This window comes from Enhygromyxa salina (assembly GCF_002994635.1).
GTDB lineage: Bacteria > Myxococcota_A > Polyangia > Nannocystales > Nannocystaceae > Plesiocystis > Plesiocystis salina_B.
Window position 1 is genome coordinate 55,861 of the sequence record NZ_PVNL01000031.1, and the last position, 22,500, is coordinate 78,360.

A 22,500-nucleotide genomic window follows, 5' to 3' on the forward strand; every position below is an offset into this window, starting at 1 on the left:
AGTGATTGGTTGACGAACAACCTGCTGGCAAACACCATGGCTCCGTGGTCGAGACCATCCGGCTCCGCACCATCGATGATGTGGTGCTGGCGTTCCTGGAACCCAACGTCGATCTCGGCCGCGACCTGCCGCGCTGGTACGCGGCCATGAACCAGCCGGGCATCCGCAAGACCCTGGTGCTCGCGGTTGGGCCGGTCATCAGCGAGCCCGACCGACGTCGGCTCACGGTCGGCTTGATCAAGGAGCGAGCGCTCCGAATGGTCGTGGTCACCAACGATCGCCACAATCTCAGGCTGGTCGCGATGTTCTCGTATCTGGGGGTGGAGGTCGCCACGTTCGACTGGGCCGGGCTCGAGCAGGCCGCCCGCAGCGTCGCTGCGCAGCCGGAGCACGTGCCCCTGCTGGTTCGCGTGGCGCTTCAGCTGCGCGCAGCCTCAGCTGCGGCAGGTTGATCGCGGGCCCAGGCGGGGTGGTCGCCGTGGCTCCTCGGCTGGACGGGCTCACGTCCCGCGGCCGCTGCGGATCAACCCGAGGCTGACGCGCGCGCTACCTTACAATGACCGCGACCTCGATGGAGCTCCAATCGACCTCGATGACGACGCTTGGAGATCTGCCTGTAGCGTACCGACCAGTCCAAGCAGTTCAACCAGTCCAACAGCGGATCGGGCCGGAGCAACGAGGCAAAAGACCCCATGGGGTGGTGGTGTCGCAACTCGTGCTCTGAGCGATTTCGTAGCACTGAGACCTCCGCGCTGCTGGTCGCAGCCGCGGATGTGCTTTCCTGGCTCCGCGTTGGCGCTCGTGCCCTGACTCACCACGGTCTGATACTGCGCCGATTTGGGGCCCCGGCGGGGGTAGGGCGGCGGATCCCAACTTCGCGCTTGACGCTCGCCATGACCTCGCTAAAGTGGCCGGGTGACAAAGGGTGGAGACCGGCCGACAGACAAGAGTTTGTTCTGGCAAATTGTGGAGGATCGCGACGTGAGGCTCGACCATGTTCAACGCGCAGTGTTGCGTTACCTCGCGGACGTCGGTGGTGCTGCCACCGACTTCGAGCTGAGGATGCGTGTCAACCACCCCCCTTCGCGCATCCGCCAGGCCCTCGAAGGTCTGGTGCTCGAGAACCTGCTCGAGCTCAGCTCCTCAGAGGGCTACGAGGTCGCCAGCCTCACCCGCGTCGGGCAACGCGTAGCTTGAGCACTCGCCGCGCACTCACCTCACCCAGGGATATCCGTTCAGCCCCCAGACGCCGTCGGACCGCGAGTCCGCACGCTGCGCTGGGCTGATACATTTAAGGGGGTTGGGCCCCACAGGCCCAGGAGCACATGGACTGGGTCCTCGCGTTTTTCATTGGCATGGGCACGGCCCTGGTCGAGCTGCTCTCGCGCTACCGCGACGAGCCGATCAAGGTGATCGCAACGAGTGAGTTCGCGTGGCTCTACCTGCTGCTCAACGGTGGCATGGCTCTTGGCGCCCACGCGATCTTGCTGGACACCGAGGTCACCACGGTCGACACCAACGTCGGCCGCGCAACCTTGGCGATGGGCTCGGGCCTGTCCGCTGCGCTGGTTCTGCGGGCGCGGGTGTTCACGGCGCGGCTCGGAGACGAGCAGGTCTCGATCGGTCCCGGCTACATCGTGGATCAGCTGCTCGGGATCATCGACGCACAGATCGATCGACGCCGCGCGCTGCAGCGGGTCTCGATCGTGGTCGCGCTGATGGACGGCAAGGAGTTCGACGGCTCGCGGATCCACGCCAGCACGATGATCCTGGGCAGCCGCCAGAACCTCTCGCTGCAGGAACAAAAAGATCTCGCCAACCAGATCCGCGAGGTCGAGGTCCGCAAGATCTCCGATCAAGAGAAGGCCTACGCGCTCGGCTTCATCCTGCTCGACTTCATGGGCGAGAGCTTCTTGAAGGCCGTGGCCGAGAAGCTGCCGAGGGTCGAGGAGCCGACCCAGGTCGTGCCTCATTTTGTCAGCGGCGGCATCACCGAGACCGGCTCGGGCATGGTCACCAAGCGGACCTGGGGCGCGTCCATGCCAGTCCAGCGGGCCAAGGTCGTGCGCGAGCTGCTGACCGGCGTCGCGCTCGAGGCCGTGCGCAAGCGGACGGTGGAGCTGCTCGACAGCGGCCAGCTCGGCACCAACGAGGATGAGCGCACGTTCTTGCGCGGACAGATCGCCGAGATCCTGGGCCGCGACAGCAGCGAGGAGGACAAGGTGTTCGCCCTGGGGTTTGCCGTGCACGGGCTGTGGGACTCCGTTCGCTTTCGTGATCACTTTGGCGAGCTACCGCGGACGCTGGCCCGCGACTTGGCACGGGATCTGCCGGAGGACCCTGATCGCGAGCGGGCTCGAGAACTACCCCGAGAACTGCCCCGTGATCTGGCTCGAGCGCGGCCGCGCGATCAGTCGGACGAGGCGCTGCCCAAGTCTGGGTCTGGGTCTGGGTCTGGGTCTGGGTCTGGGTCTGGTGTTGGGCGCAGCGAGCCCAAGGGGCGGGCGAGGGAGCGTGGCGGAGCGAGGCGCGGGACAGGGTCGACGCGCGCGCTCGGGCGGGGGCTGGAGGAGTCCCAGGATGACGTCGACCACGAGATGGTGGACATCAGCATGTCGGGGATGTCGGGGCTCAGCTTCGACGCGGAGGACTCGGGGTCGGACCGGCCGAAGACGGGCAGCCATCCGGCGATCAACGTGAACGCGGGGCCGCTCCCGATTGCGAAGAAAGACGGTGGCTAGCGACGTCGCTGCCGACTTCGATGTTCTCGCTGTCCGCCATGGCCGAGGTGGCCGCGCTCAACGACGAGGCGAAGGTCCGCGCCGAGGCGCTCGCCACCGACTACCTGACCACCAGCGTGCCCGAGGCGACGCTGCGCGTGGCCAAGCTGCTGCTGCTGCGCGAGCCAACCTTTGCGCGGGCCGAGGCGCAGCTGCACAACCGCACGAACACGCGGCTCGAGCTGCTGGTCGAGCGGTTCATCGCCGAGGGCAACCGCTATCGGGCCTTGATGCTGTCGAACTGGGCGACCGCGAGCTTGGGCAAGCTGCCCTTGTATGCGCTGTTTCTCTACAACTCGGGCTACGGCCACAGCCAGGAGATCCTCGAGCATGTCTTGACCAGCGAGCGCTGGGCGCCGCCTTACCTCAAGCTCGTGCTGCTCAACATGCTGCATCAGGTGCTTGGGCTCGAGCACAATCACCTGCACCGCCTGACCGTTGGGCGCTTCGAACGGCTGGCGCCGTGGGTCAATCGTCTGTTCCTCGAGCGCGACGCGGTGTTCGAGTGGATGGCTCGCAAGCCCCAGCCGGTCCGCTTCTACGGCGGCGTGACCAACACCGTGCTCGGCATGTACGACGACCTGTTCGCAGATCCCGAGACCGGGGCTGCGCTGATCAACCGGGCGGCCGAGCGCTGCATCGATCTCGGCGGTGGCTTCAACACCTCCGAGATCGAGCGGCTCGTCGGGCGCAGCTTTGTGTCGGCCGATCTCATGACCCCACGCATGGCCGACTACGACAGCGAGCTGATCATGCTGGACGCCTCGGCCCCGCGGATCCCCGTCGCCAACAACGCCGCGCGGCAGGCGTTCCTGGCCCGTCAAGATCGCGTCGAACACACCCGCTTCGACGTGTTCGAGGACCAATTCCCAACCGACGCGAGCTCCTACACGATCGTCTCGGCGGGGTTCATGACCTCGACCCTGCGCGCCCAGCCGTCCGAGAACCGCGAGGTCAAGACCGCGAGGCTCGGCACCATCTCGACGAGTGTGCACGCGATCCTGCGTGTCATGCAGCTCGTCGCGCTCGGCAAATCGGTCGATCTATTCACGATCCAGCGGGCCACGAGTCGCATGTATCGCCACAAGACCTGTCTATTGCAGTGGCGCAACGGTCGACTCGAGCGAGTCGTGACGACCGTGGATCCACGCTCCGCAAGCTGGCGTCGCCGCTACCAGGAGCACCGCGGCTTCCACCCCGAAAACCCCCAGTTCGGCTACCTCACGCGGCTCCCGCTCCCCGAACTCGGGCCCGCCAAACGTTCCAGCTCCCCCACATGACCACCAACACCAACGCGCCAATGCCCACCAGCACCCACCCCTGCAACCACAGCGCCGCCAACCACACCACCGCCCCCGCGACCACGGGCCCGCGAGCCAGCTCCATCCACTCGGCCCAGCGCTTGCCCTCGACCAGACCCAAGAACACGACGGTGCTCATGACGATCGCCGTGCAGCCGGCCGCGCGCTGGCCCCACCCAAAGCTGGCCTCGAACATCAAGAACACCAGGATCAGCGCGCCAAGCAGCAGGTAGTGCCCGCTCAGGTACCAGACCAGCTCGGGCGCGACCTCGGGCCGGTACTTGTCTGACTTCAGCCGCTTGAGCTCGTTGGCGTCGCGCTCGACCCCCTGAGGCAGCCAAGCCGGGTGCGCGAACCATACCCACAGCTTGTCGCGCAGCCGCGTGGCCTGCCGCGCCAGCGAGGCCATGTGCTGGAAATAGTTGAAGTTCGTCCACAGCGGATTGTAGCTGTGCACAGGCACGGTCGTGCCATAAATGACGCGCTCATCCTCGGCTTCAAATGTGCCAAACATGCGATCCCAGATCACCAGAATGCCACCATAGTTCTTGTCCAAATATTGATCTTGGACGCCATGGTGCACGCGGTGGTGGGAGGGCGTATTGAACACCCACTCGATCGGCGCAGGCAGCTTGCGGACCAGCTCGGTGTGGATGAAGAACTGGTAGAGCAGATCCAGCGCGTACGCGGCCAGGAACACCTCGACGGGGATCCCCAGCAGCGCCAGCGGAATATAGAAAAAGAACCAGGTGATCGGCTCGAAGATCGGCTGGCGTAGGGCCACCGCCAGGTTGAAGTCCTCGCTCTGGTGGTGGACCCCGTGGACCGCCCACAGCAGGTTGATCACGTGGCTCTCGCGGTGCCACCAGTAGTACATGAAGTCGACGAGCAGCAGCGCGGTGAAGAACAAGCCCCAGGTGCTCTCGCCCCAGTCGATCAGCGCGTAGCGCTCGACCACCCACGCATACACGAGCAGCGGCACGAACTTGAAGAACACCTCGAGCACCTGAAAGACGGTGCCGCTGGTGACGTCGGCCAGCGCGGTGCCAAAGAAGTAGTAGCCCTGCCGACCCTGGCGCTTGGCGATCGCGGCCTCGATCAGGATCGAGGCGAGGAACAGCGGGACCGCGAAGGCGATGGGGTTGATGCCGTGTTCTTCGGTCATGCGCAGATCGTTCATACGCGATCTTTGCGGAGGTGTGCAGCGCCGTTCGCAGGTTTTCGCCTCCTGACCAGCCGCTGCTACATTGCGAGCGCATGACCCTGGCTCATCAGCTCCTGACCATCGATGCGCAGAAGCCGGAGCGCTGGATGTTGTTCCTGCACGGGATCCTTGGCCGCGGTGCCAACTGGCGCAGCTTCGCTCGCAAGTGGCTGGCCGAGCAGGCGGCCGCGGGCGCGACCGACTGGGGCGCGGTGCTGGTCGATCTGCGCGACCACGGCGACTCGCAAGACCTCCAGGGTGATCGCACGGTCACAGCTGCAGCCGCGGACGTGGTCGCGCTCGCCCAGTCGATCACTCAGACCGAGGGGGGCCGCGTGGCGGCGCTGCTGGGGCACAGCTTCGGCGGCAAGGTCGCGACCGCGGCCGCGCAGCAGCTGCGCGCGGTCGGACTCGGCGTCGACGCGCTGTGGATCATCGACGCCCCCGTCGGCCCCCGCATCGAGCCGCGCGACCGCAGCACCGACGAGGTCATCGCGGTGCTCGATCAGCTCCCGCCCGAGTTCGAGACCCGCGGCGAGTTTGTCGACGTCATCGTCGCCGCGGGGATCAGCAAGTTGATCGCCCAGTGGCTGGCGACAAACTTGGTCGAGGTCGAGCCAGCGGCCGAGCCCAGGCGCTGGCGGTTCGGCCTCGATCTCGACCGGATCCGGACGCTGCTACAAGACTTCACCCGCGTGGATCTGTGGCCCGCGATCGAGGCCGAGGCCGCTGCAGGTGGACAGGTCACCCTCGTGCTCGGCGAGCGCTCCCAGGCGGTGTACGGCGACGAGCTCGCGCGCGCACAGGCACACGCGCAGGCCGGCACCATCGCGCTGGCCACGGTCGCAGGCGCCGGCCACCTGGTTCACGTCGACAACCCGGCGGGCTTGCTCGAGCTCCTGAGCGGCTGACCCCAGCTTGCACCGCGAGGTCTCGGGCGCGTCGGAGTGACGTTTTACCTCGGGCGTCTGTACACGGGCCGGACTGGTGGCAGAATCCCGGCGTGTCCGAGCGACTGTCCGAGAGCTTGCTGCGGGGCCGACCCGTCCCGGTCGACCGCCGACCGAGCAGCCCTTGGGCGTACTCGCTGTGGGGGATCTTGGCCGTGAGCGTGTTCGTGCTCTATCACGGGGCCGTGCTGCTGGTGTGGAACTCACCCGGCGTCAGCTTGGCCAAGAACTTTCACGACACCTTCTTGAGGCAGGTCAAGGCTCACGAGTACTTCCGCGGCACCAACAACACCCAGGGCTGGGACATGTTCGCGCCCAACCCCACGCGCATCAACGCGTTCGTGCACGTGTTCGTGACCGACAAGAACGGTGAGCTGTGGGACTTCGAGCAGGACATCTGGGAACAGGATCGCTACCCGTATTTCTTCTACGACCGCCGCGGCAAGATCAACCGGCGGATCGACGGCAAGAAGCACTTTCAGCGGATCTACGGCGCGTGGGTGTGCCGTGAGTGGGAGCGTCGAAACGCCGGCGAGGCTGCGATCTCGGTCAGCTTCGTGCGGCGCTGGACCACCGTCCCCGAGGCCGCCGAGGTCATCGCCAAGGGCGGCTGGAACCAGTGGGAGGCGCCGTCGCAGCAGCTCGAGCAGGAGACCATCACCTGCAAGACCGTCAGCCAGGGGCAGCTGCCCAACGAGCTGCGCGAGCGCTATGGCTTGGACCTGATCGACGAGGACAAGGGCTTTCGATCGATCCGCGAGAAGACCTGGTGGCACGTGCAGGAGGCCGAGCGGGTCAAGGCCGAGAAGACCGCCAGGGCCGAGGAGGCCGCCGCGGCGCGGGCCGCCAAGTCAGCCCAGCCTCGCTAGTGTCCGCTCTCGCGCCATGGCACACTCGCCGTGATGTCTTCTGCGCCCAAGCCAGCGCCGCTGCACGAGACCTTGCTGCACGCGCCGCAAGCGTTCGCCGAGCGCCGCGCGAGCAGCCCGTGGGTGTACCCGCTGTGGGGGATCTTGGCCGCCAGCGTGTTCGTGCTCTACCACGCGGCGGTCTTGATCGTCTGGAACGCCCCGGGCAAGGGCCTGGCCAAGGACTTCCACAAGAGCTTCCTGCAGCAGACCAAGGGCTACGAGTACTTTCGGGGCACCCGCAACAACCAGAGCTGGGCGATGTTCGCCCCCAACCCCAACCGGACCAACGCGTTCGTGCGGGTGTTCGTCGAGGACGAAAACGGGCAGCTGTGGGACTACGAGCAGGACATCTGGGAGGACAACCGCTATCCCTACTTTTGGTACGATCGGCGCGGCAAGATCAACCGGCGGATCGACGGCAAGAAGCACTACCAGCGGCTCTACGGGGCGTGGGTGTGCCGCGACTGGGAGCGCCACCACGAGGGCGTGGCGGCCAAGTCGGTCAGCTTCATTCGCATCCATACTCGCGTCCCGCACCCGCAAGAGGTCCTGGCCAAGGGTGGCTGGGATCAGTGGAAGGCGCCGCACAAGCAGACCGAGCAAGAGACCATCACCTGCAAGACGGTCGTGCATGGCCAGCTGCCCAACGAGCTGCGCGAGCGCTACGAGCTCGACATCATCGACGAAGAGGCGAACTTCCGGCCGGTCCGTGAGCGGACCTGGTGGGACAAGGCCGAGGCCGAGGCCAAGCGGGCCGAGCGTGACGCCGAGCGGGCCGAGCGACGCGAGCGCTGGGAGGCCGAGAAGGCCGAGAAGGCTGGCCGGGTGCTCCCCGAGCCGGAGGATCGCAGGCCCGCGATCCTCGACGCTCGCGGCCCGGTGCGCGATCCAAGCGAGGTCGTGGACGCGCGCGAGCAAGCCGAGACCGCGGGCGCAGACGACGAGCTGCAAGAAGACCAATGAGCACGCCATCAGGGATGTTGGTCGGCGGCCTCGCGCTCGGGCTGGTGCTCGGTGCGGCCGGCATGTTTGGGTACTCCACCTACCTCGCCAACGCGCCGAGCCTCGACTGCGGCGGCGGTGAGCTGTGTGGCGCGGGCACGGTGTGCAAGGCCGGCCACTGTGAGGTCGAGGTCGCCGAGGTCGAGGTCGAGGAAGCGCAGAACGACGAGCCGGAGCCGGGCAAGCGCAAGCGCAGGCGAGGCCGCCGCGGGGGCGGGGGAGGTGGCGCCAGCGCCGACGAGGGTGAGCTCGCGGCCGAGGGCGGTCCGCCGCTCGACAACGACAGCCACGTGCCCCGCTTCGACCTCAACAAGGATCAGAGCATCTCGATGTCAGATGGCACCGGGCGGCTCAGCGACGCGCAGATCGACCGCGAGCTGGCCAAGCTCGACTCCAGCTTTCAGGCCTGTGTCCGCGACGCCGCGGCGCGCATGCCTGACCTCAACAGCGGCACGGTCCGCTACAGCTTTGGGGTCGACGGCAAGGGCAAGGTCACTGGCGTCAACGCCTCGGCGCCGGCCAGGCTGACCGAAGCAGGCATGGTCCCGTGCGTTCGCAAGGCCGTCTACGGCCACAAGTTCCCGGCGTTCGACGGGCCCGAGATGAAGGTCACCTCGAGCTTCGCGGTTGACTGACGCGCCGACCCCGGCCGCCCAAAGGGCAGCGCGGGGCCGGTGAAAACAGCTCGCTGCCAACGGTGAACCAGTCGACGACTGGCGCCTGCAAGCGGGTCAGAAGCCTGACCCGAGCTGAAAACGCATGGGTCAGGCGAGCGGCAGCACGGCCTTGTCGGCCGGCTGCAGATCCGAGACCAACAGCTCACCGGTGCCGGGCTTTTGCTCGATCCGGATCGGGTGCGGGAAGGTTGGCGACGACACGCACTTGACCGCCCGAATGATGTCGATGCGCTCGCGGTACTTGCCGCCCCACTCCGACGCGATCTCCTTCGAGCTCAGGCCCATCTCTTCGATCAGGAACACGGCGTCGGCGGTGTGCTGCATGGCCTCGCCGCCGACCGGCGCCCCGGTGTCCTTGATCTGGCCGACGCACAGGCAGGTCACGCCCTGCTCATGGTTGTAGGTCTTGAGCGTGCTCAGGTGATCGGCGGTCTTGTTCTTGCTGGGATCGAGCATGTTGAGCGAGTCGATCACCACGAACCCGATCCCGGCCTTCTCGACCAGGTAGCGGTACTTGGCGATGAAGTCGTCCCAGGTCTGGCCGCGGTGGTACTGCGACTCGATCACCCACATGTTCTCGAGCACCTGCTTGCGGAAGTCGGCCTCGCTCAGGCCGGTCGCCGCCATGCCGATCTTGGTCATGCGCGAGCCGAGGTCATCGCGGCCCGAGCCCGCCTTGTCGTGAAAGCCCTCTTCGGCGACCACGAACGCGACCTTGATCCCGGACTGGGCCACGCGGGCCAGGGTCCCGAGGGTCGTGCGGGTCTTGCCCTTCCCGGGCGGGCCGACCAGCGCCATCGTGCAGCCCTTGGGCAGGCCGCCGAGCGAGTGCTTGCCGTCTTCGGTCAGGCACAGGTGATCGAGCACGGTCCCGGTGGGCAGCGGCTCTTGCTTGCGGATCAGATCGTCGAAGGTGGCCGGGCGGATGATGTCGGCGTCGAGCCCGGAGTCTTCGTCCTTGCTGAGCTCACCCTGGAAGGGGGCGGCCGAGGCGTCGTACTGGGGGGCCATGCCCATCCCGCCGGCCATCTGCCCCATCATCTGCATCATCTGCATCATCATGGGGTTCATGCCGCCCATCATCGGGTTCATGCCGGGGGCGCCTTGGCCGGGCATCATCCCGGGCATACCGGGCATACCGGGCATGCCGGGCATCTGTCCGGGCATTTGGGGCTGTTGCTGGTTCTGGTCGTCGTTGGCCATGTCGGTTGCTCGGTCGCTCGATTACTCGGTGGGCTCGGCTAGACTGGCGCCGGGCCGGGGGGCAGGAACATAACACCTCGGCCGCGCTGTCCGCATGGCCCGCCTCGAAAACTCGGAGATCGCCGCGCTTTTTGGCGAGATGGCCGACCTCCTGCAGATCGACGGCGGCGATCGTCACCGGATCGCCGCGTTTCGTCGGGCGGCGCGGATCATCGAGGGCCTGCCGCGCCCGGCGGAAGAGCTGCTCAGTCGCGGCGAGCTCGACAGCGTCCGCGGGATCGGCTCGGGCACGGTCCACCGGGTCAAGCAAATGTTGCGGCGACACAGCTGCGACGATCTCGATCAGCTGCGCCGCAAGGTCGGGCCCGGGCTGCGCGAGATGCTGAAGATCAAGGGCATCGGCCCGACCACGGTGCGCAACATCCATAACCGCCTGGGGATCGAGACCATCGATCAGCTCGAGTACGCGGCCCAAGCTGGCGCGATCGAAGCGATGCCGCGGATGGGCACCGCGATGGTCCACAAGATCCTCGCGGGGGTCGAAGCCTACCGAAAGCGGCGCGGCAAGGTCCCGCTGATCGAGGCCCAGCGGGTCGGCCGGCGGATCATCGCCTCGCTCGCGTCGCTGCCCGAGGTCGCGCGGATCGAGCTGGCCGGGAGCGTGCGCCGGGGCAAGGCCGCGATCGGTGATCTGGACGTGCTGGTCGCGTCGAGTGATCCGGGCCCGGTGTCGTCGCGGTTCCAGAGCCTGCCCGACGTCGAAGAGGTGCTGCTGCGCGGGGACACGCGCTGCTCGGTGCGGCTGCGCAACCAGCAACAGGCCGATCTGCGCGTGCTCCCGCCCCAGAGCTTCGGCGCGGGGCTGCACTACTTCACCGGCTCGAAGCTGCACAACATCGAGCTGCGGCTGCGGGCCGGTCGGATGGGGCTCAAGGTCAGCGACAAGGGGGTGTTCACGCGCGACGAGCAGCTCATCGATCCGTGTCCAGAAGAGGCCGACGTGTTTCGCCATCTCGCCCTGCCGTGGATCCCCCCGGAGCTGCGCGAGAACCAGGGCGAGGTCGAGGCGGCCGATCGCAAGCGGCTGCCCAAGTTGATCGAAGCCGGCGACCTGCTCGGGGATCTGCACATGCACACCACCGACAGCGACGGCGCCGGGACCCTGCGCGAGATGAGCGAGCGCGCCCGCGAGCTGGGCCATCGCTACATTGCGATCACGGATCACTCGAAGGCCCTGCGGATCGCCAACGGCCTCGACGAGCCGCGCCTCGCCGCGCAGCTGCAGCGGATCCGCCGGCTCGACGCCCAGTTCGATGACCTGCAGCTGCGATCCGGGATCGAGGTCGACATCCTCGCCAACGGGGATCTCGATCTCGATCCGGCCCTGCTCGCGCAGCTCGACTGGGTCGTCGCCAGCGTGCATCGGTGGACGGAGCAAGACGAGGCGACCATGACCAAGCGGGTGATCCGGGCGATCCACAGCGGGGTCGTCGACTGCATCGGGCACCCCACCGGTCGTCGGCCGGGCAAGCGCGACGCGTACCCGCTCGACCTCGAGGCGGTGCTGGCTGCGGCCCGTGATCACGACGTCGCGCTCGAGTGCAACGGCGGGCCCAACCGCATGGACCTCGGCGACGTCGACTGTCGGCGCTGCCGCGAGCGCGGCGTGGCGGTGGCGCTCAACACCGACGCCCACGCGCCGCGCCACCTCGGCCGGCCAGAGTTCGCGCTCGCGATGGCGCGGCGGGGCTGGCTCGAGCGTGAGCACGTGCTCAACGCCCAGCCGTGGGAGGTGATCGCCGCCCGTCGGGCCCGGCGTCTGCGGGATCACGGGGATCCTCAGTGGCGAGCCGTGCCGATCCTCGTCCAGGTCCCCGCGGGGCCCGACACCGACACCGACGCCGCTGTCGAGCTCGACCAGGATCGGGGTGGGGGACCAACGGGCAGCGAAGATCACGCGTGGATCGATCTCGAGCCGCTCGAGTTCCCGCCCGCGGTCGCCCAGGCGCCGGTCGAGGAAGGCTCGGCGGCCGCGGTCGCCGAGCCAGTCGAGGACCGCGACGCGCTCCGAGCCGCGCTCACGCAAGCTCCGCTGGGTGCTGAGCTGCGCGAGCGCCTGAGCGCGTGGCTGATGTCCGCGGCCGCGGATCCCACGCTCGAGCGAGCGCTGACCGAGCTGGGTGAGGAACGGGGCGAGAACCCACTACAGGTAGGGTTCGATCTGCTGAGCAAGCCGTTATGATGCAGCCATGCGTCTTCATCCGGAATCTGGCCTCGCTCTGTTCTTGATCGTGGCCGGGTGCTCCGACGACGAGGCGCTCGACGACGAGGGGATGGAGACCGGGGAGACCGAAGGCTACGGCCCGGCTCGTGGGGAGCTCGAGATCACGGAGATCGAGGTCTCGCAGTCGGTCGTCCAGCCGATCTACCAAGCTGGCGCCGTCGTCGATCCAACCACCTACGGCGTGCCGCTGGTGCCCAATCGTCACATGTGGGTCCGGGCGCTGTGGGATCCACCATTGGAGTGGACGCCTCGCCCGTTGATCGCTCGCCTGCACCTCGAGTACCCCGACGGCACACAAGTGCTTCACCCCGACCGCGAGACCGCGAAGGGCAGCCCGCCCGTCGTCGTCGGCAAGTCCACCCACGACGATCTGCTCTCGGGCTTCTACTGGCGCCTGGCCCCCGAGGACGTGGTCCCTGGCATGCGCTACAGCGTGACCGTGGTCGAGCCCGAGCCCGCGTTCGACATCCCCAAGACCACGGGCAAGACCAGGTGGCCGCGCGACAACAATACGGCGATGCCGGTCCAGGCTGATCCGGCCGGGTTGAACCTCTACCTGGTCGGCGTCCACTACGACATCCCGGGCTGCTCGACCGACACCAGCGTGCTACCCGAGGCCGAGGTCGAGGCGATTCGCTCGGGCTTCGAGGTCTGGACTGGGATCGAGACCAACAGCGTCACGATCGACACCTCGCTCAGCGTCGACATTGGCGCGCCGACCGACGTGCTCTCGCTGCTCTCGGTCGTTGGGCCGATCCGTGCGGAGTATGGCGACATCCCCGACGCGTTCTTCTTGATCCTGCTCGACGACTGCAGCGCCGTCCCCGACGGCATCCTGGGCGTCGCGCCCGTCAACAGTGATCCGCCAGTGTTGGGCGAGGCGTCGATGCGCTACGGCGCCGGGCTGTGGAATCCCAACGACGTCCGCGAGTCGGTCAACACCGCGGTCCATGAGGTCGGCCACGCGCAGGGGGCCCTGCACGCGCCATGTGGCGGGGCGGCGGGGCCCGATCCGGGCTACCCACACGAGAACGCCACGCTCGGCGCTCGCGGGCTCGATCCGCTCACTGCCCAGTTCTACGCGCCAGAGTCGTTCACCGACTTCATGAGCTACTGCCGGCCGTACTGGGTCTCGGACTATCGGTTTACGAAGAGCTACAACGTGCAGCGCATGCTCACCGCGTGGGCGGGCGCTGACATGACCGGGCCGACTGTAGCGGCGCCGGACGGCTATGCGGGGACCGTGCTCACGGGCGTCGTGCAGGCTGGCGGCGAGAGCCGCTGGTGGATCAACGAGAATTCGACGCCGCCGCAAGCCAAGCTCGGAGGCGAGCTGCGCGTCGAGCTTCGGACCGCCGCGGGGAGCTTCGAGCTGGCCACCGACACGCGACCGCTGCCCGATGTTCCCGATGGTCGGCTCGTTCAGGTTCCGCTGGTTGATGGCGTGACGCTGGAGGATATCGAGGTTATTGGGGTCCACGGGGGGCTCGAGCTCGAGGTGAGCGCCGCGGAGATCGTCGACCGTCGGGAGTTTGCGCTGAATGTTCGCGCCGAGTGACGGGGCGGCGTGAGTGATGGTTCGCGGGCGAGCCTCCTCGCCCGCTTGCATCTGCCATTCGTGGATTGGCTCACGCTGGCCGGCTCTCACGGGGTGCGTGCTGGCGACCGCCTATGGGGTGAACCGTCCCGAACTCGTGAGGGGGAGGCGCCTGTTCCTGCTCATCAACCTTCCTTGGCTGCCCTGACGTGGGGCGTCGCGTCGCTCGAGAGGTGTATGTCTCGGGAGAATTGGAGTGACAATGTAGCGGGGACGAATATCTGGATCGGACGGCGGCCGACCAAATCTGAGGCCGCCTCATTCGATCACATATTCGACGTCACCGCCGAGTTCCCCGCCAGTCACCCCGATCGCGCTCAGTGCATCCCCAACCTCGATGGGATGCCGCTGGCGGACCACGAACCGGTTCGGCTGCCCGACTGCGGACGAACCCTCGTACACTGCGCGCAGGGTCATGGACGCAGCGCAGCATGGCTGGCGTTTCAACTCGTGCACAACGGTCTAAGCGCTGACCACCGGGCCGCGCTGAGTCTGATCCAGCGCGCGCGGCCCAAGGCCCAGCCATCTCGAGACCAGCTCGTGCAGCTGGGCCTCGAGTAGCTCGCCGCGCCCGGGCGCGGCGAGCGGCCATGTCCGCGGCTTTGATAGTGGGATCCGGTTCGACGGCGACGTCTCGGTGTTCGCCACAACTCGACCACTGCTGAGTGTCGAAGCCGACGAATGTGTGGAGGCCTGCTATGCGAAGTGCGGAGGCTGTGGGGGGGAGGTCTGCGCCGTGCTCAGGTTTCACGCCTGTACACCTCTCGAAGCTGTACGACTTCAAGAAGCTTGAGACCGCGAAGGCTGTGGAGGTGGCGTTGCGGCCGATCCTGGTGATGCGCGCGCAGGCGCGACGCAAGCCTGGCGTGACCGAAGTTGACGGCGACGCTATCGCCGACGGCGAGGCCGAAGCTGACGCAGGTGAGCCGATCGTCGGTGACGCCGACGTTGAAGTGACCGAGGATCTGCCTGCCGAGGGCGAGCCGCGGCACTCTCCGCCTGTAGCTGCGCGGCAACATCAGCGCGTGACAGCAACGCGCTCGTGCTGGCATGTTCCGGCATGGCCACGCCGAACGCGGACCGCCCTCAGCATCGCGCTGTCGCGCTGTTGATGCTGCTGAGCGTCGCGGTGTGGCTATCCATCGCTCCCCAGGCTCGCGCGACGCCACTCGCGGGCTCCCTGCTGCAACACACTCTGCTCGCAGGCCCCAATGCGGGCGCCTCTTCACCCCAGCGCACGGCGTCGTCGCCGGTTGGCACGCTGCCGGTAGGCTTCGTCGTGGACGATCGCGGCGCTGCCCGCTATTCAATACCGCTCGAGCTCCCGCCGGCCGCCCGTGGACTCGAGCCTGCGCTGTCGCTCGAGTACGACAGCCAGCTCGGGGACGGGCCACTCGGCGTCGGCTGGGCACTCGGCGGCGGCAACTCGGCGATCACCCGCTGCGGCCGCACGCTCGCGGAGGACGGCGAGGTCACGCCCGTGCGCATGACCAGCGACGACGCGCTGTGCCTCGACGGCCAGCGCTTGATGCTCGTCGACGGCGCGCCGTTTCAGCTCGGCGCGACCTACCGGCCCAAGCGCGATGACTTCTCTCGCGTGCGCGTCGTCGCCCAGGTCGACGCGGACGGCTCGAACACCTGCCATGGTGGGTATGGGTTCGAGGTGCGACGGCGCGATGGCACGATCGCAACGTACGGGTGCCGCCGCGACGCGACCGTGACCACGCACCTCGGCGCCAGAACTTGGTCGCTGGCGCAGCTGCGTGATCGCTTTGGCAACGCCGTCAATTACCACTATCGCTACGAGACCACTCCGGTGCTCGGCCCGAATGCGCAGATCATCGGCGAGGCCGACGTCGAGCACTACCTGAGCACGATCGACTACGGCGCACACCTGGGCCTGCACACCAGCACCCGCCACGTGCGGCTGGACTGGGAGACACGGCCGGATCCCTCGCATGGCTATAGTCTCGGCGCGCCGCAGCGGCAGTCTTCGCGCCTTGCGAGGGTCACCAGCTTCGCGGCCAATGGGCTGGCGTATCGCTATCAGCTGACCTACGCGAACCCCAGCATCACCGGGCGCAGCTTGCTTCAGGCCGTTCAGCAGTGCGACGCCAAGCAGGTCTGCAAGCCTGCGACGCGGTTCGAGTGGGAGCCCGGAGAGCACGGGTTCGAGTCCACGCCCGGCGAGGTCAACTTCGCCGAGCGGGCCTTCTTTCCATTCATGCTGTTCCCCAACAACGAGCAGTATGTGGTCGACCCGTTCGCGGAGCTCATGACCCTGCTCGACGCCAACGGCGACGGGCGCACGGACATGTTTTTGTCCGCTGGCGACGGTACGTCCAACCTCCCCGAGCATCGCGGCTGGGAGACCTGGACCTCGCAGCCGGGCGCGTACGGGCAGGACTTCGAATACTGCGGATCCACGCGCCCCAACTTTCAGCAGTGCGCGGCGGACGGGCACTATCTCGTCTACGAGAGCGAGCGCAGCGGCCCGTTGGCGCTGGGATCCCACGCCAGCAACGGCCCGGCGGTGCCGCCGATGTTCGCGACGGACCATGACGGCGACGGCCGCGACGACGTCTATGCGCTCGGTGACAATGTGCCGATCCCGGGTCTGCCTCCGGCGGGTCGCAGCTTCTTCATCGCCCGCAGCCTGGCCGAGGGCGGCGTCGATCAATTCGAGTTCGACCCCGGCGCCGGGCTGATCTGGCTGTTCAGCGGCGCGGATCAGACCGGCGATGGCCTCGGCGATCTCCTGTTTTGTGCCGGCGACGCCGACCTCGAGGAACCCGAGCTCGGCACCGGGCGTTGGTTGTTCGCGCCCAACGTGCCAGACGTCGGGTTCAACGCCAACGCCGTCTACGACACTGGCCTGGTCTGCTCGAGCTACGACAAGCTCCTGCACCTCGATCACGACGGCGACGGTCTGGCCTCGCTGCTGGTGATCCCGGCCTGGGACGCCGGCCAACACAAACGGATCCCCTCGAAGGAGTGGTCCGACTACGCGGCGCTCGAGCTCGATCCCCACGCAGACTGGGCCGGCTCGCTCGCGCCGACCGGGCTCCCGCCAGACCTCGCCCAGCGCTGGCGGGCGAGCCTCGCGGGCCACTACAACAACTCCGATATTGAGGATGACTTTCCGCGATCGAACCAGGGCTTTGGCGTCGATCGGGTCCTGGACCTCAACGACGACGGCCTGCAGGACATTCTGCGCTATGAGCTGCACGGTGGCGACGGGCCCGATCAGCTCGAGCTGATCTACGACACGATCGTCGTCGATGATCCCCCGTTGCCGGAGTGGGGCGGCGTTCGGATCTGGCTCAACACTGGCGCCGGGTTTGTCGACGGCGGCTGGTTGATGCAGTCGGAGGTCGAGGGCAATCGATCATTCGCGCGATTCCTGGCCTCTGGGGTGCTCGATTATGACGGTGACGGGGTGCTCGACTACCTCACGCCGATCGACGATCCAGACGGCAGTGACTGGGCCTGGACTGTGTGGATCAGCAACGGCGACGGCAGCTTCGACGAGCTGCCCGTCGCGCTCGACTTGAAGCTCAGCGACATCTACACGAGCCCGCGGGCGAGCACCGCGTTTGATCTGACCGGCGACGGCCTCCACGACGTCGGCGTGTTCACCTCGCTTCGCTGGTCGCTGCGCGAGCGGGTGGGCGACGTGCCCGACAAGCTCGTGCGGATCGAGAACGGGCTCGGCGCCTGGATCGACATCAGCTACCGCTCGATCACCGACTACGACGCGCCAAGTCCGATCTACGCGCTGGATCTGGACAGCTGCGCATACCCTCGCCGCTGCGAGCGAGACCCGCGGATCGTCGTGGACGCCCACCGGCTCGACAGCGGCGGTCAGCTGGTACCGCGCCGCTTCGAGCACCGCTACGGAATGGCCCGCAGCGATCGTGAGGGCCGGCGCGGCCTTGGCTTCGTCTCGCACGAGACGATTGAGTACGACGAGGATCATCAGCCGATCTACCGACGCCGCGTCGGCTATAGCCACACCTACGCGCCCGAACTCCGCGACTTTCCCTATACCGGGATCCCCGCGACGATCACCGAGGATCAGCGCGACGCACAGACTGGTCAGCACGTTGTCACGCACATCAAGCGCATCTTCGACTATGTCGAGACCGAGCCGGGCTATCACCCCTACGTCTCGCAGCAGGTCGCGCGCAGCTACGAGCTGGAGGCCTGCGCCGACACCTTTTGTGAGCCCGACGAACTCGACGAGGACCAACGGATCAGCGACGTCGTCGACACGCTATTCGAGCTCGACGACTACGCCAACCCAACCCTGTGGACGACCTCGATCGACGCGGGCGACAAGACGCTCACCTATCGGCACGAGCAGGGCCACATCAATGACGGCGACACATGGTTGCTCGGCCTGCCGATCTTCGAGCGCACCTACTTTCTCGAACTCGGCCAGACCACCCGCGAGCGCGAGTGGATCGCCAGCTACGATCCAGACACCGGGGCGCTGAAGACCCACACGCTCGAGCCGACCCGGCCCGAGGTGTTCTTGCACACGACCCGCAGCTACGACGCTCACGGCAATCTGGTCAGTCAGACCGCGTCCGACTTCGCGGGTGAGCAGCGCAGCAGCACGGTGAGCTACGACGATGAGGGCGTGTTCCCGATCGAGGGCGTCGACGCGCTCGGGCACAGCTCCGAGCTGCGCTGGGATCCCGGTTTGGGTGTGGTGATCGAGGCGAGGGATCCCAACGGCCTGCGCAAGGTCGCCGACTACGACGGGCTTGGCCACGTCACGGGCTTGCGCAGCTTCGCCGGTCAGGTCCCGCGCGGCGACGACACCACATTCAGCTATCAAATGCTGGGGCCGAACTTCGACAACGCGGTGCTGGAGATCCGGCAGGAGACCGCGGGCCACGGCTACGACGTCGCTCACTATGATCGGCTGGGTCGCGTGATCAAGACCCGCAGCCCCGGGCACGACGGCGTCGCGCGTGACGTGACGACCCGCTATGACCGCCTAGGTCGCGTGACGCACGTCAGTCTGCCGACGATCTACGGGCTGCCGCCCGACGGCCATGATCGCTATGAGTACGACTTTGCGGATCGGCTGATCCGCCACCGGTTGCCCGACGACGTCAGCGAGTCGTGGCTGCACCAGGGGCTCGAGTTGGTGCACATCGACACGGGCGGCATGATCGAGGTCACCCGCCGGGATCTGGCTGGCCGCGTGATCCAGAGCGTGCGCGCACTCGGGACTCCCGACGAGGAGCAGCTATGTTTTGACTACGGCGGCTGGGAGCTGGCCACGCACGTCCGGCCCGACTGCGTGGGTCGAGCGGCGTTGAGCGTGGATCAGGGCGAGGCACCGCCGACGATCAAGCGCTTCGTCCACGATGATCTCGGCCGGCTGATCTCCAGCCACGACCCCAGCGAAGGTCTGCGCAGCTACTTCTACAATGGGCACGGCGAGCTCGCGCGCTACGTCGACGGCAACGACAACGAAGTCGCGCTGGACCGCGACGCGCTCGGTCGCGTCATCATGCGCAGCGACGTCGACGGTCTGACCACCTGGAGCTTCGACCAGGACTTCATCGGTGAACTCGACGCCAGCCTGAGCCCCGATGGTCATGAGCAGCTGCTCGCGTACGACGACTTTGGCCGGCTCGAGTCGCTCACCAAGGTCATCGCGGGTGAGAGCTTCGAGCTTGGCTTCGCGTATGACGACGTCGATCGCCTCGCGGAGATCCACTACCCGCACAGTGATCTGCTGCCGTCGTTTTGGGTCCGCAACGCGTACACCAACCATGGCCAACTGCGCGAGGTTCGAAGCGGTCCGACCGACGCGCTGCTGTGGCGAGTGGACGACGTCGACGGGCTCGATCGCGTGACGATGGAGCAGTTCGGCAACGGGACCACCACGCAGCGCAGCTATGATCCGCTGCGTCCGTTCACCCAGACGATCGAGTCCAACTCGGAGCTAGGTGGCGCGCTGCAGTCGCTCGCGTACACGTGGAACCACGACGGCACGCTCGAGCGCCGCGAGGATCTGCTCCACGCCCAGCACGAGGCGTTCGAGTACGACTTTCTGCACCGCGTCGCCGCCGTCCACACGGGCAATGGCCAGCAGAGTCACGATCGACACTTTGCCTACGACAGCCTGGGAAATCTGGTGTTCGCCACTGATCGAGGCGAGTACGAGTATGACAGCAATGGCCGACTCGCGGTCGCCGACGCGAGCGGTCACGAGTGGGACGGCAACGGCAACCTGCTCGCTCGCACGGGCGCGCGCGCGATCACGCTGAGCTACACCGCGTTCGACAAGCCGGCCGAGCTCGAGACCCAGGGCGGGGCGAGCAGCTTCGAGTACGACGCGGATCAAGAGCGGGTCTATCGCTACAGCGAAGCCGACGCGCGCGAGAGCGTCTACGTCACCGAGCTGTACCAGCGTCATCACGACACGATCGGCGGCGAGACTCAGCACCACTATTACGTGCCTGGGCTCGAGCGGAACGTCGCCACCGTCGTCGATACTGACGATGGGTTGACCGCGACCCGAGCCACGCACTACCTCCACACGGATCACCTGGGATCTACGGACGTCGTCAGCGACGAGCTCGGTGTCGTGGAGCAGCGCATGTCGTTCGACGTGTGGGGCAAGCGACGCGACGCCGAAGATTGGAGCTTGCCCGAGGTGCTCGCGGAGCTCGGCGCCGTCAACCTCGGGTTCACCGGGCACGAGGCGCAAGAAGACGGTGGTCTGCTCAACATGGGCGGGCGGATGTACGACCCGCAGCTCGGGCGGATGGCCAGCGCGGATCCCTTCGTGGTCGCGCCCGACAGCACGCAAGGGTGGAACCGCTACGCCTACGTGCTGAATCAGCCGCTCTCGCTCACGGATCCGACCGGCTTCTCGCCCGCGCCGTCGAATCCGGACGGAAACTCGAGCGAAGTCGAGACCGAAGCGTTTGGGCATCCCGGAGACCCCAACGGCATGGTCGGCGTCAGTCAGACGCAGCCAGGTCCCGGCCCAACGCCAAAGCAAGGTGGCAGCTCGCAGCCAAGGGCCAACCAACAGCCGGGTGAGAACGGACCGGGGACTGGCAATGACATCTCCTTCGGTAGCGTGGCCGCCGGACTGCTCGGCGACGGCCTCGTCTATATGGGGCAACGGTTGGGCACAGGCGTGGACGACCACCCTCTGGTCGGCTTCGCCGACGCCATGCTCCCGCACGAAGGACCCTCGCAGGAGGAGCGACGCCACAACACCGCCGACCGTGTCGCCGCACACGTCATCCATCATCAGCAGAATCCGCCCGCGTACGTAGAGTTCTCCGTTGGCATGTCGATGGTGATCCTCGGCGGCGATGTCGAGCTGGCCGCGAGCTTGCTGCGCGGAGCCGCGGCGAAGATGGCGGCGCGCAAGCTGGCCACGAAGGCGTTGCGGGACAAGGCCCGCCGGGAGACCGCGAAGCGCGCGACCAAGAAGGCGAGTCGCGGCGGGAAAGCGGCCGTCGAGACGGGACAAGCCGGGGAGGCCGCGGTCCGTGCGGTCTATGATATCGGGGAGAAGAAGGCTATAACAATCCATGGCCGAACACGAATTCCCGACGGCGTCACAAAAACAACGATCAGCGTGGTGAGTGAGGTCAAGAACACGGCCAAACTGGCCTATACGCGCCAACTCAGGGACTACGCTGATTTTGCGGCGGAAACCGGCAAAGCGTTTCATCTTTATGTCCGACCAGGGGCGAAGATCTCGGGTCCGTTGCGAGCTGCTGAGGCGGCAAAACACGTCATCATCAGGGAAATACCATTTTGAAGGGCAAGAAAAAAGAGACTCCACCCGTTCCACCCGGCTGGATGACGCTGGCGGAGCACCACGCGTATCTCAAGGAGCATGGACTCTACGAGCCCATGCTGGAGGCGCAACGACAGCGGGAGGCGGAGATCGAGAGGTATCAAGCAGAGCTGCGTCAAGCGGAGACGCCCGTTATCGAGGCAGTGGCCAAAGTCGGCGTAGAGGTCGAGCGTGTGTGGGATCTGCAGAGCCTGAACGAGCCCCATCCCGAGGTAGTCCAGATTCTGCTCGATCACATACAAAAGCCGTATCGCAGCGAGGTCCTCGAGGATATTGGTCGTGCGCTAGCCGTTCCGGGGACCCGCGCTCTGTGGCCGACGCTCGTCAAACTCTACAAACAAGCCACCGATCGAGGTGCCAAGGAGGGCCTCGCCGTCGCGCTGCGGGAACACGGCATCAAGGACAGGCAACTCGTCGACGACGTGATTCCCCTGATCAAGGACCCCCGCAACGGTCCGAGTCGCCTGTACCTGATCGACGTCCTCACCCGCTCCCGACAACCTCACGCGAAGCAAGTCCTCGTCGAGTTGCGCGATGACCCGGACCTCTACAAAGAGATCGCCGTCCGGCTCAAGCGATTCGAGCAGAGCGCGAAGCGCCGCAAGAAGACAAGGAAGAAATCATCATGACTCCTTGGGTTCGGTGGCGTGCGACAAGGTCGCGCCGTGAAAACGACACTTGCCCATCCGTATTCCGGTGCCCAATCAATAGTATAGATCTGCCCCAGTTTGATGGATACCTC

16 protein-coding genes are annotated in these 22,500 nt (G+C 66.8%); 12 read left to right on the forward strand and 4 right to left on the reverse strand.

Annotated elements, in window-relative coordinates; genetic code table 11:
* Window positions 1-44 precede the first annotated feature (44 nt).
* From ENSA7_RS06465 to ENSA7_RS06480, 4 genes are all read left to right on the forward strand, one after another.
* The gene (locus ENSA7_RS06465; protein WP_106088327.1) at window positions 45-452 is read left to right on the forward strand and encodes a hypothetical protein; all 408 of its coding nucleotides are present in this window, start codon (window positions 45-47) and stop codon (window positions 450-452) included.
* Window positions 453-915: 463 nt separating this feature from the next.
* Entirely contained in the window at window positions 916-1,197 is a 282-nt protein-coding gene (locus tag ENSA7_RS06470; protein WP_106088328.1) for a hypothetical protein, read from the forward strand.
* Window positions 1,198-1,325: 128 nt separating this feature from the next.
* The gene (locus ENSA7_RS06475; RefSeq protein ID WP_146157407.1) at window positions 1,326-2,741 is read left to right on the forward strand and encodes a hypothetical protein; all 1,416 of its coding nucleotides are present in this window, start codon (window positions 1,326-1,328) and stop codon (window positions 2,739-2,741) included.
* 20 nt (window positions 2,742-2,761) lie between these two features.
* Window positions 2,762-4,060, forward strand: a complete 1,299-nt coding sequence (locus ENSA7_RS06480; RefSeq protein WP_146157408.1) for a hypothetical protein — start codon at window positions 2,762-2,764, stop codon at window positions 4,058-4,060.
* On the opposite strand, the gene ENSA7_RS06485 is transcribed toward ENSA7_RS06480, so the two are convergent.
* The gene (locus ENSA7_RS06485; protein WP_181233294.1) at window positions 4,002-5,246 is read right to left on the reverse strand and encodes a sterol desaturase family protein; all 1,245 of its coding nucleotides are present in this window, start codon (window positions 5,244-5,246) and stop codon (window positions 4,002-4,004) included. The genes ENSA7_RS06480 and ENSA7_RS06485 overlap by 59 nt on opposite strands.
* A gap of 92 nt (window positions 5,247-5,338) precedes the next feature.
* On the opposite strand from ENSA7_RS06485, the gene ENSA7_RS06490 reads away from it, so the two are divergent.
* The 4 genes from ENSA7_RS06490 to ENSA7_RS06505 all read left to right on the forward strand — a co-directional run bounded on the left by ENSA7_RS06490 (window position 5,339) and on the right by ENSA7_RS06505 (window position 8,783).
* Entirely contained in the window at window positions 5,339-6,196 is an 858-nt protein-coding gene (locus ENSA7_RS06490; RefSeq protein ID WP_106088332.1) for an alpha/beta fold hydrolase, read from the forward strand.
* Between the two features lie 92 nt (window positions 6,197-6,288).
* Window positions 6,289-7,104, forward strand: coding sequence for a hypothetical protein (locus ENSA7_RS06495; protein WP_146157409.1), 816 nt, complete (start codon window positions 6,289-6,291; stop codon window positions 7,102-7,104).
* A gap of 33 nt (window positions 7,105-7,137) precedes the next feature.
* The gene (locus tag ENSA7_RS06500; protein WP_106088334.1) at window positions 7,138-8,109 is read left to right on the forward strand and encodes a hypothetical protein; all 972 of its coding nucleotides are present in this window, start codon (window positions 7,138-7,140) and stop codon (window positions 8,107-8,109) included.
* On the forward strand, window positions 8,106-8,783 hold the full coding sequence (locus ENSA7_RS06505) for a hypothetical protein (protein ID WP_146157410.1): 678 nt from the start codon (window positions 8,106-8,108) through the stop codon (window positions 8,781-8,783). Before ENSA7_RS06500 ends, ENSA7_RS06505 begins: the two co-directional genes overlap by 4 nt.
* Before the next feature lie 129 nt (window positions 8,784-8,912).
* Here ENSA7_RS06505 and ENSA7_RS06510 read toward each other — a convergent pair whose 3' ends face one another.
* Window positions 8,913-10,028, reverse strand: coding sequence for an RAD55 family ATPase (locus ENSA7_RS06510; protein ID WP_106088336.1), 1,116 nt, complete (start codon window positions 10,026-10,028; stop codon window positions 8,913-8,915).
* A 94-nt stretch (window positions 10,029-10,122) separates the two neighbouring features.
* Here ENSA7_RS06510 and polX point away from each other — a divergent pair, with 94 nt between their 5' ends.
* Complete coding sequence (polX, locus tag ENSA7_RS06515) at window positions 10,123-12,270, forward strand: DNA polymerase/3'-5' exonuclease PolX (protein ID WP_106088337.1); 2,148 nt, start codon at window positions 10,123-10,125, stop codon at window positions 12,268-12,270.
* A gap of 7 nt (window positions 12,271-12,277) precedes the next feature.
* Window positions 12,278-13,870, forward strand: coding sequence for a zinc metalloprotease (locus tag ENSA7_RS06520; protein ID WP_106088338.1), 1,593 nt, complete (start codon window positions 12,278-12,280; stop codon window positions 13,868-13,870).
* Between the two features lie 297 nt (window positions 13,871-14,167).
* Here ENSA7_RS06520 and ENSA7_RS43270 read toward each other — a convergent pair whose 3' ends face one another.
* Window positions 14,168-14,326, reverse strand: coding sequence for a hypothetical protein (locus tag ENSA7_RS43270; RefSeq protein ID WP_181233296.1), 159 nt, complete (start codon window positions 14,324-14,326; stop codon window positions 14,168-14,170).
* A 323-nt stretch (window positions 14,327-14,649) separates the two neighbouring features.
* Complete coding sequence (locus ENSA7_RS06530) at window positions 14,650-14,901, reverse strand: hypothetical protein (protein WP_106088340.1); 252 nt, start codon at window positions 14,899-14,901, stop codon at window positions 14,650-14,652.
* Between the two features lie 287 nt (window positions 14,902-15,188).
* Between ENSA7_RS06530 and ENSA7_RS06535 the strand changes: the two genes are divergently transcribed.
* Together ENSA7_RS06535 and ENSA7_RS06540 are read left to right on the forward strand one after the other, a co-directional pair.
* Window positions 15,189-21,719 carry an RHS repeat-associated core domain-containing protein gene (locus ENSA7_RS06535; RefSeq protein ID WP_181233298.1) on the forward strand — a complete coding sequence of 2,177 codons (6,531 nt, stop codon included), beginning with the start codon at window positions 15,189-15,191 and terminating at the stop codon, window positions 21,717-21,719.
* On the forward strand, window positions 21,716-22,387 hold the full coding sequence (locus ENSA7_RS06540; protein ID WP_146157411.1) for a hypothetical protein: 672 nt from the start codon (window positions 21,716-21,718) through the stop codon (window positions 22,385-22,387). Before ENSA7_RS06535 ends, ENSA7_RS06540 begins: the two co-directional genes overlap by 4 nt.
* Window positions 22,388-22,500 lie beyond the last annotated feature (113 nt).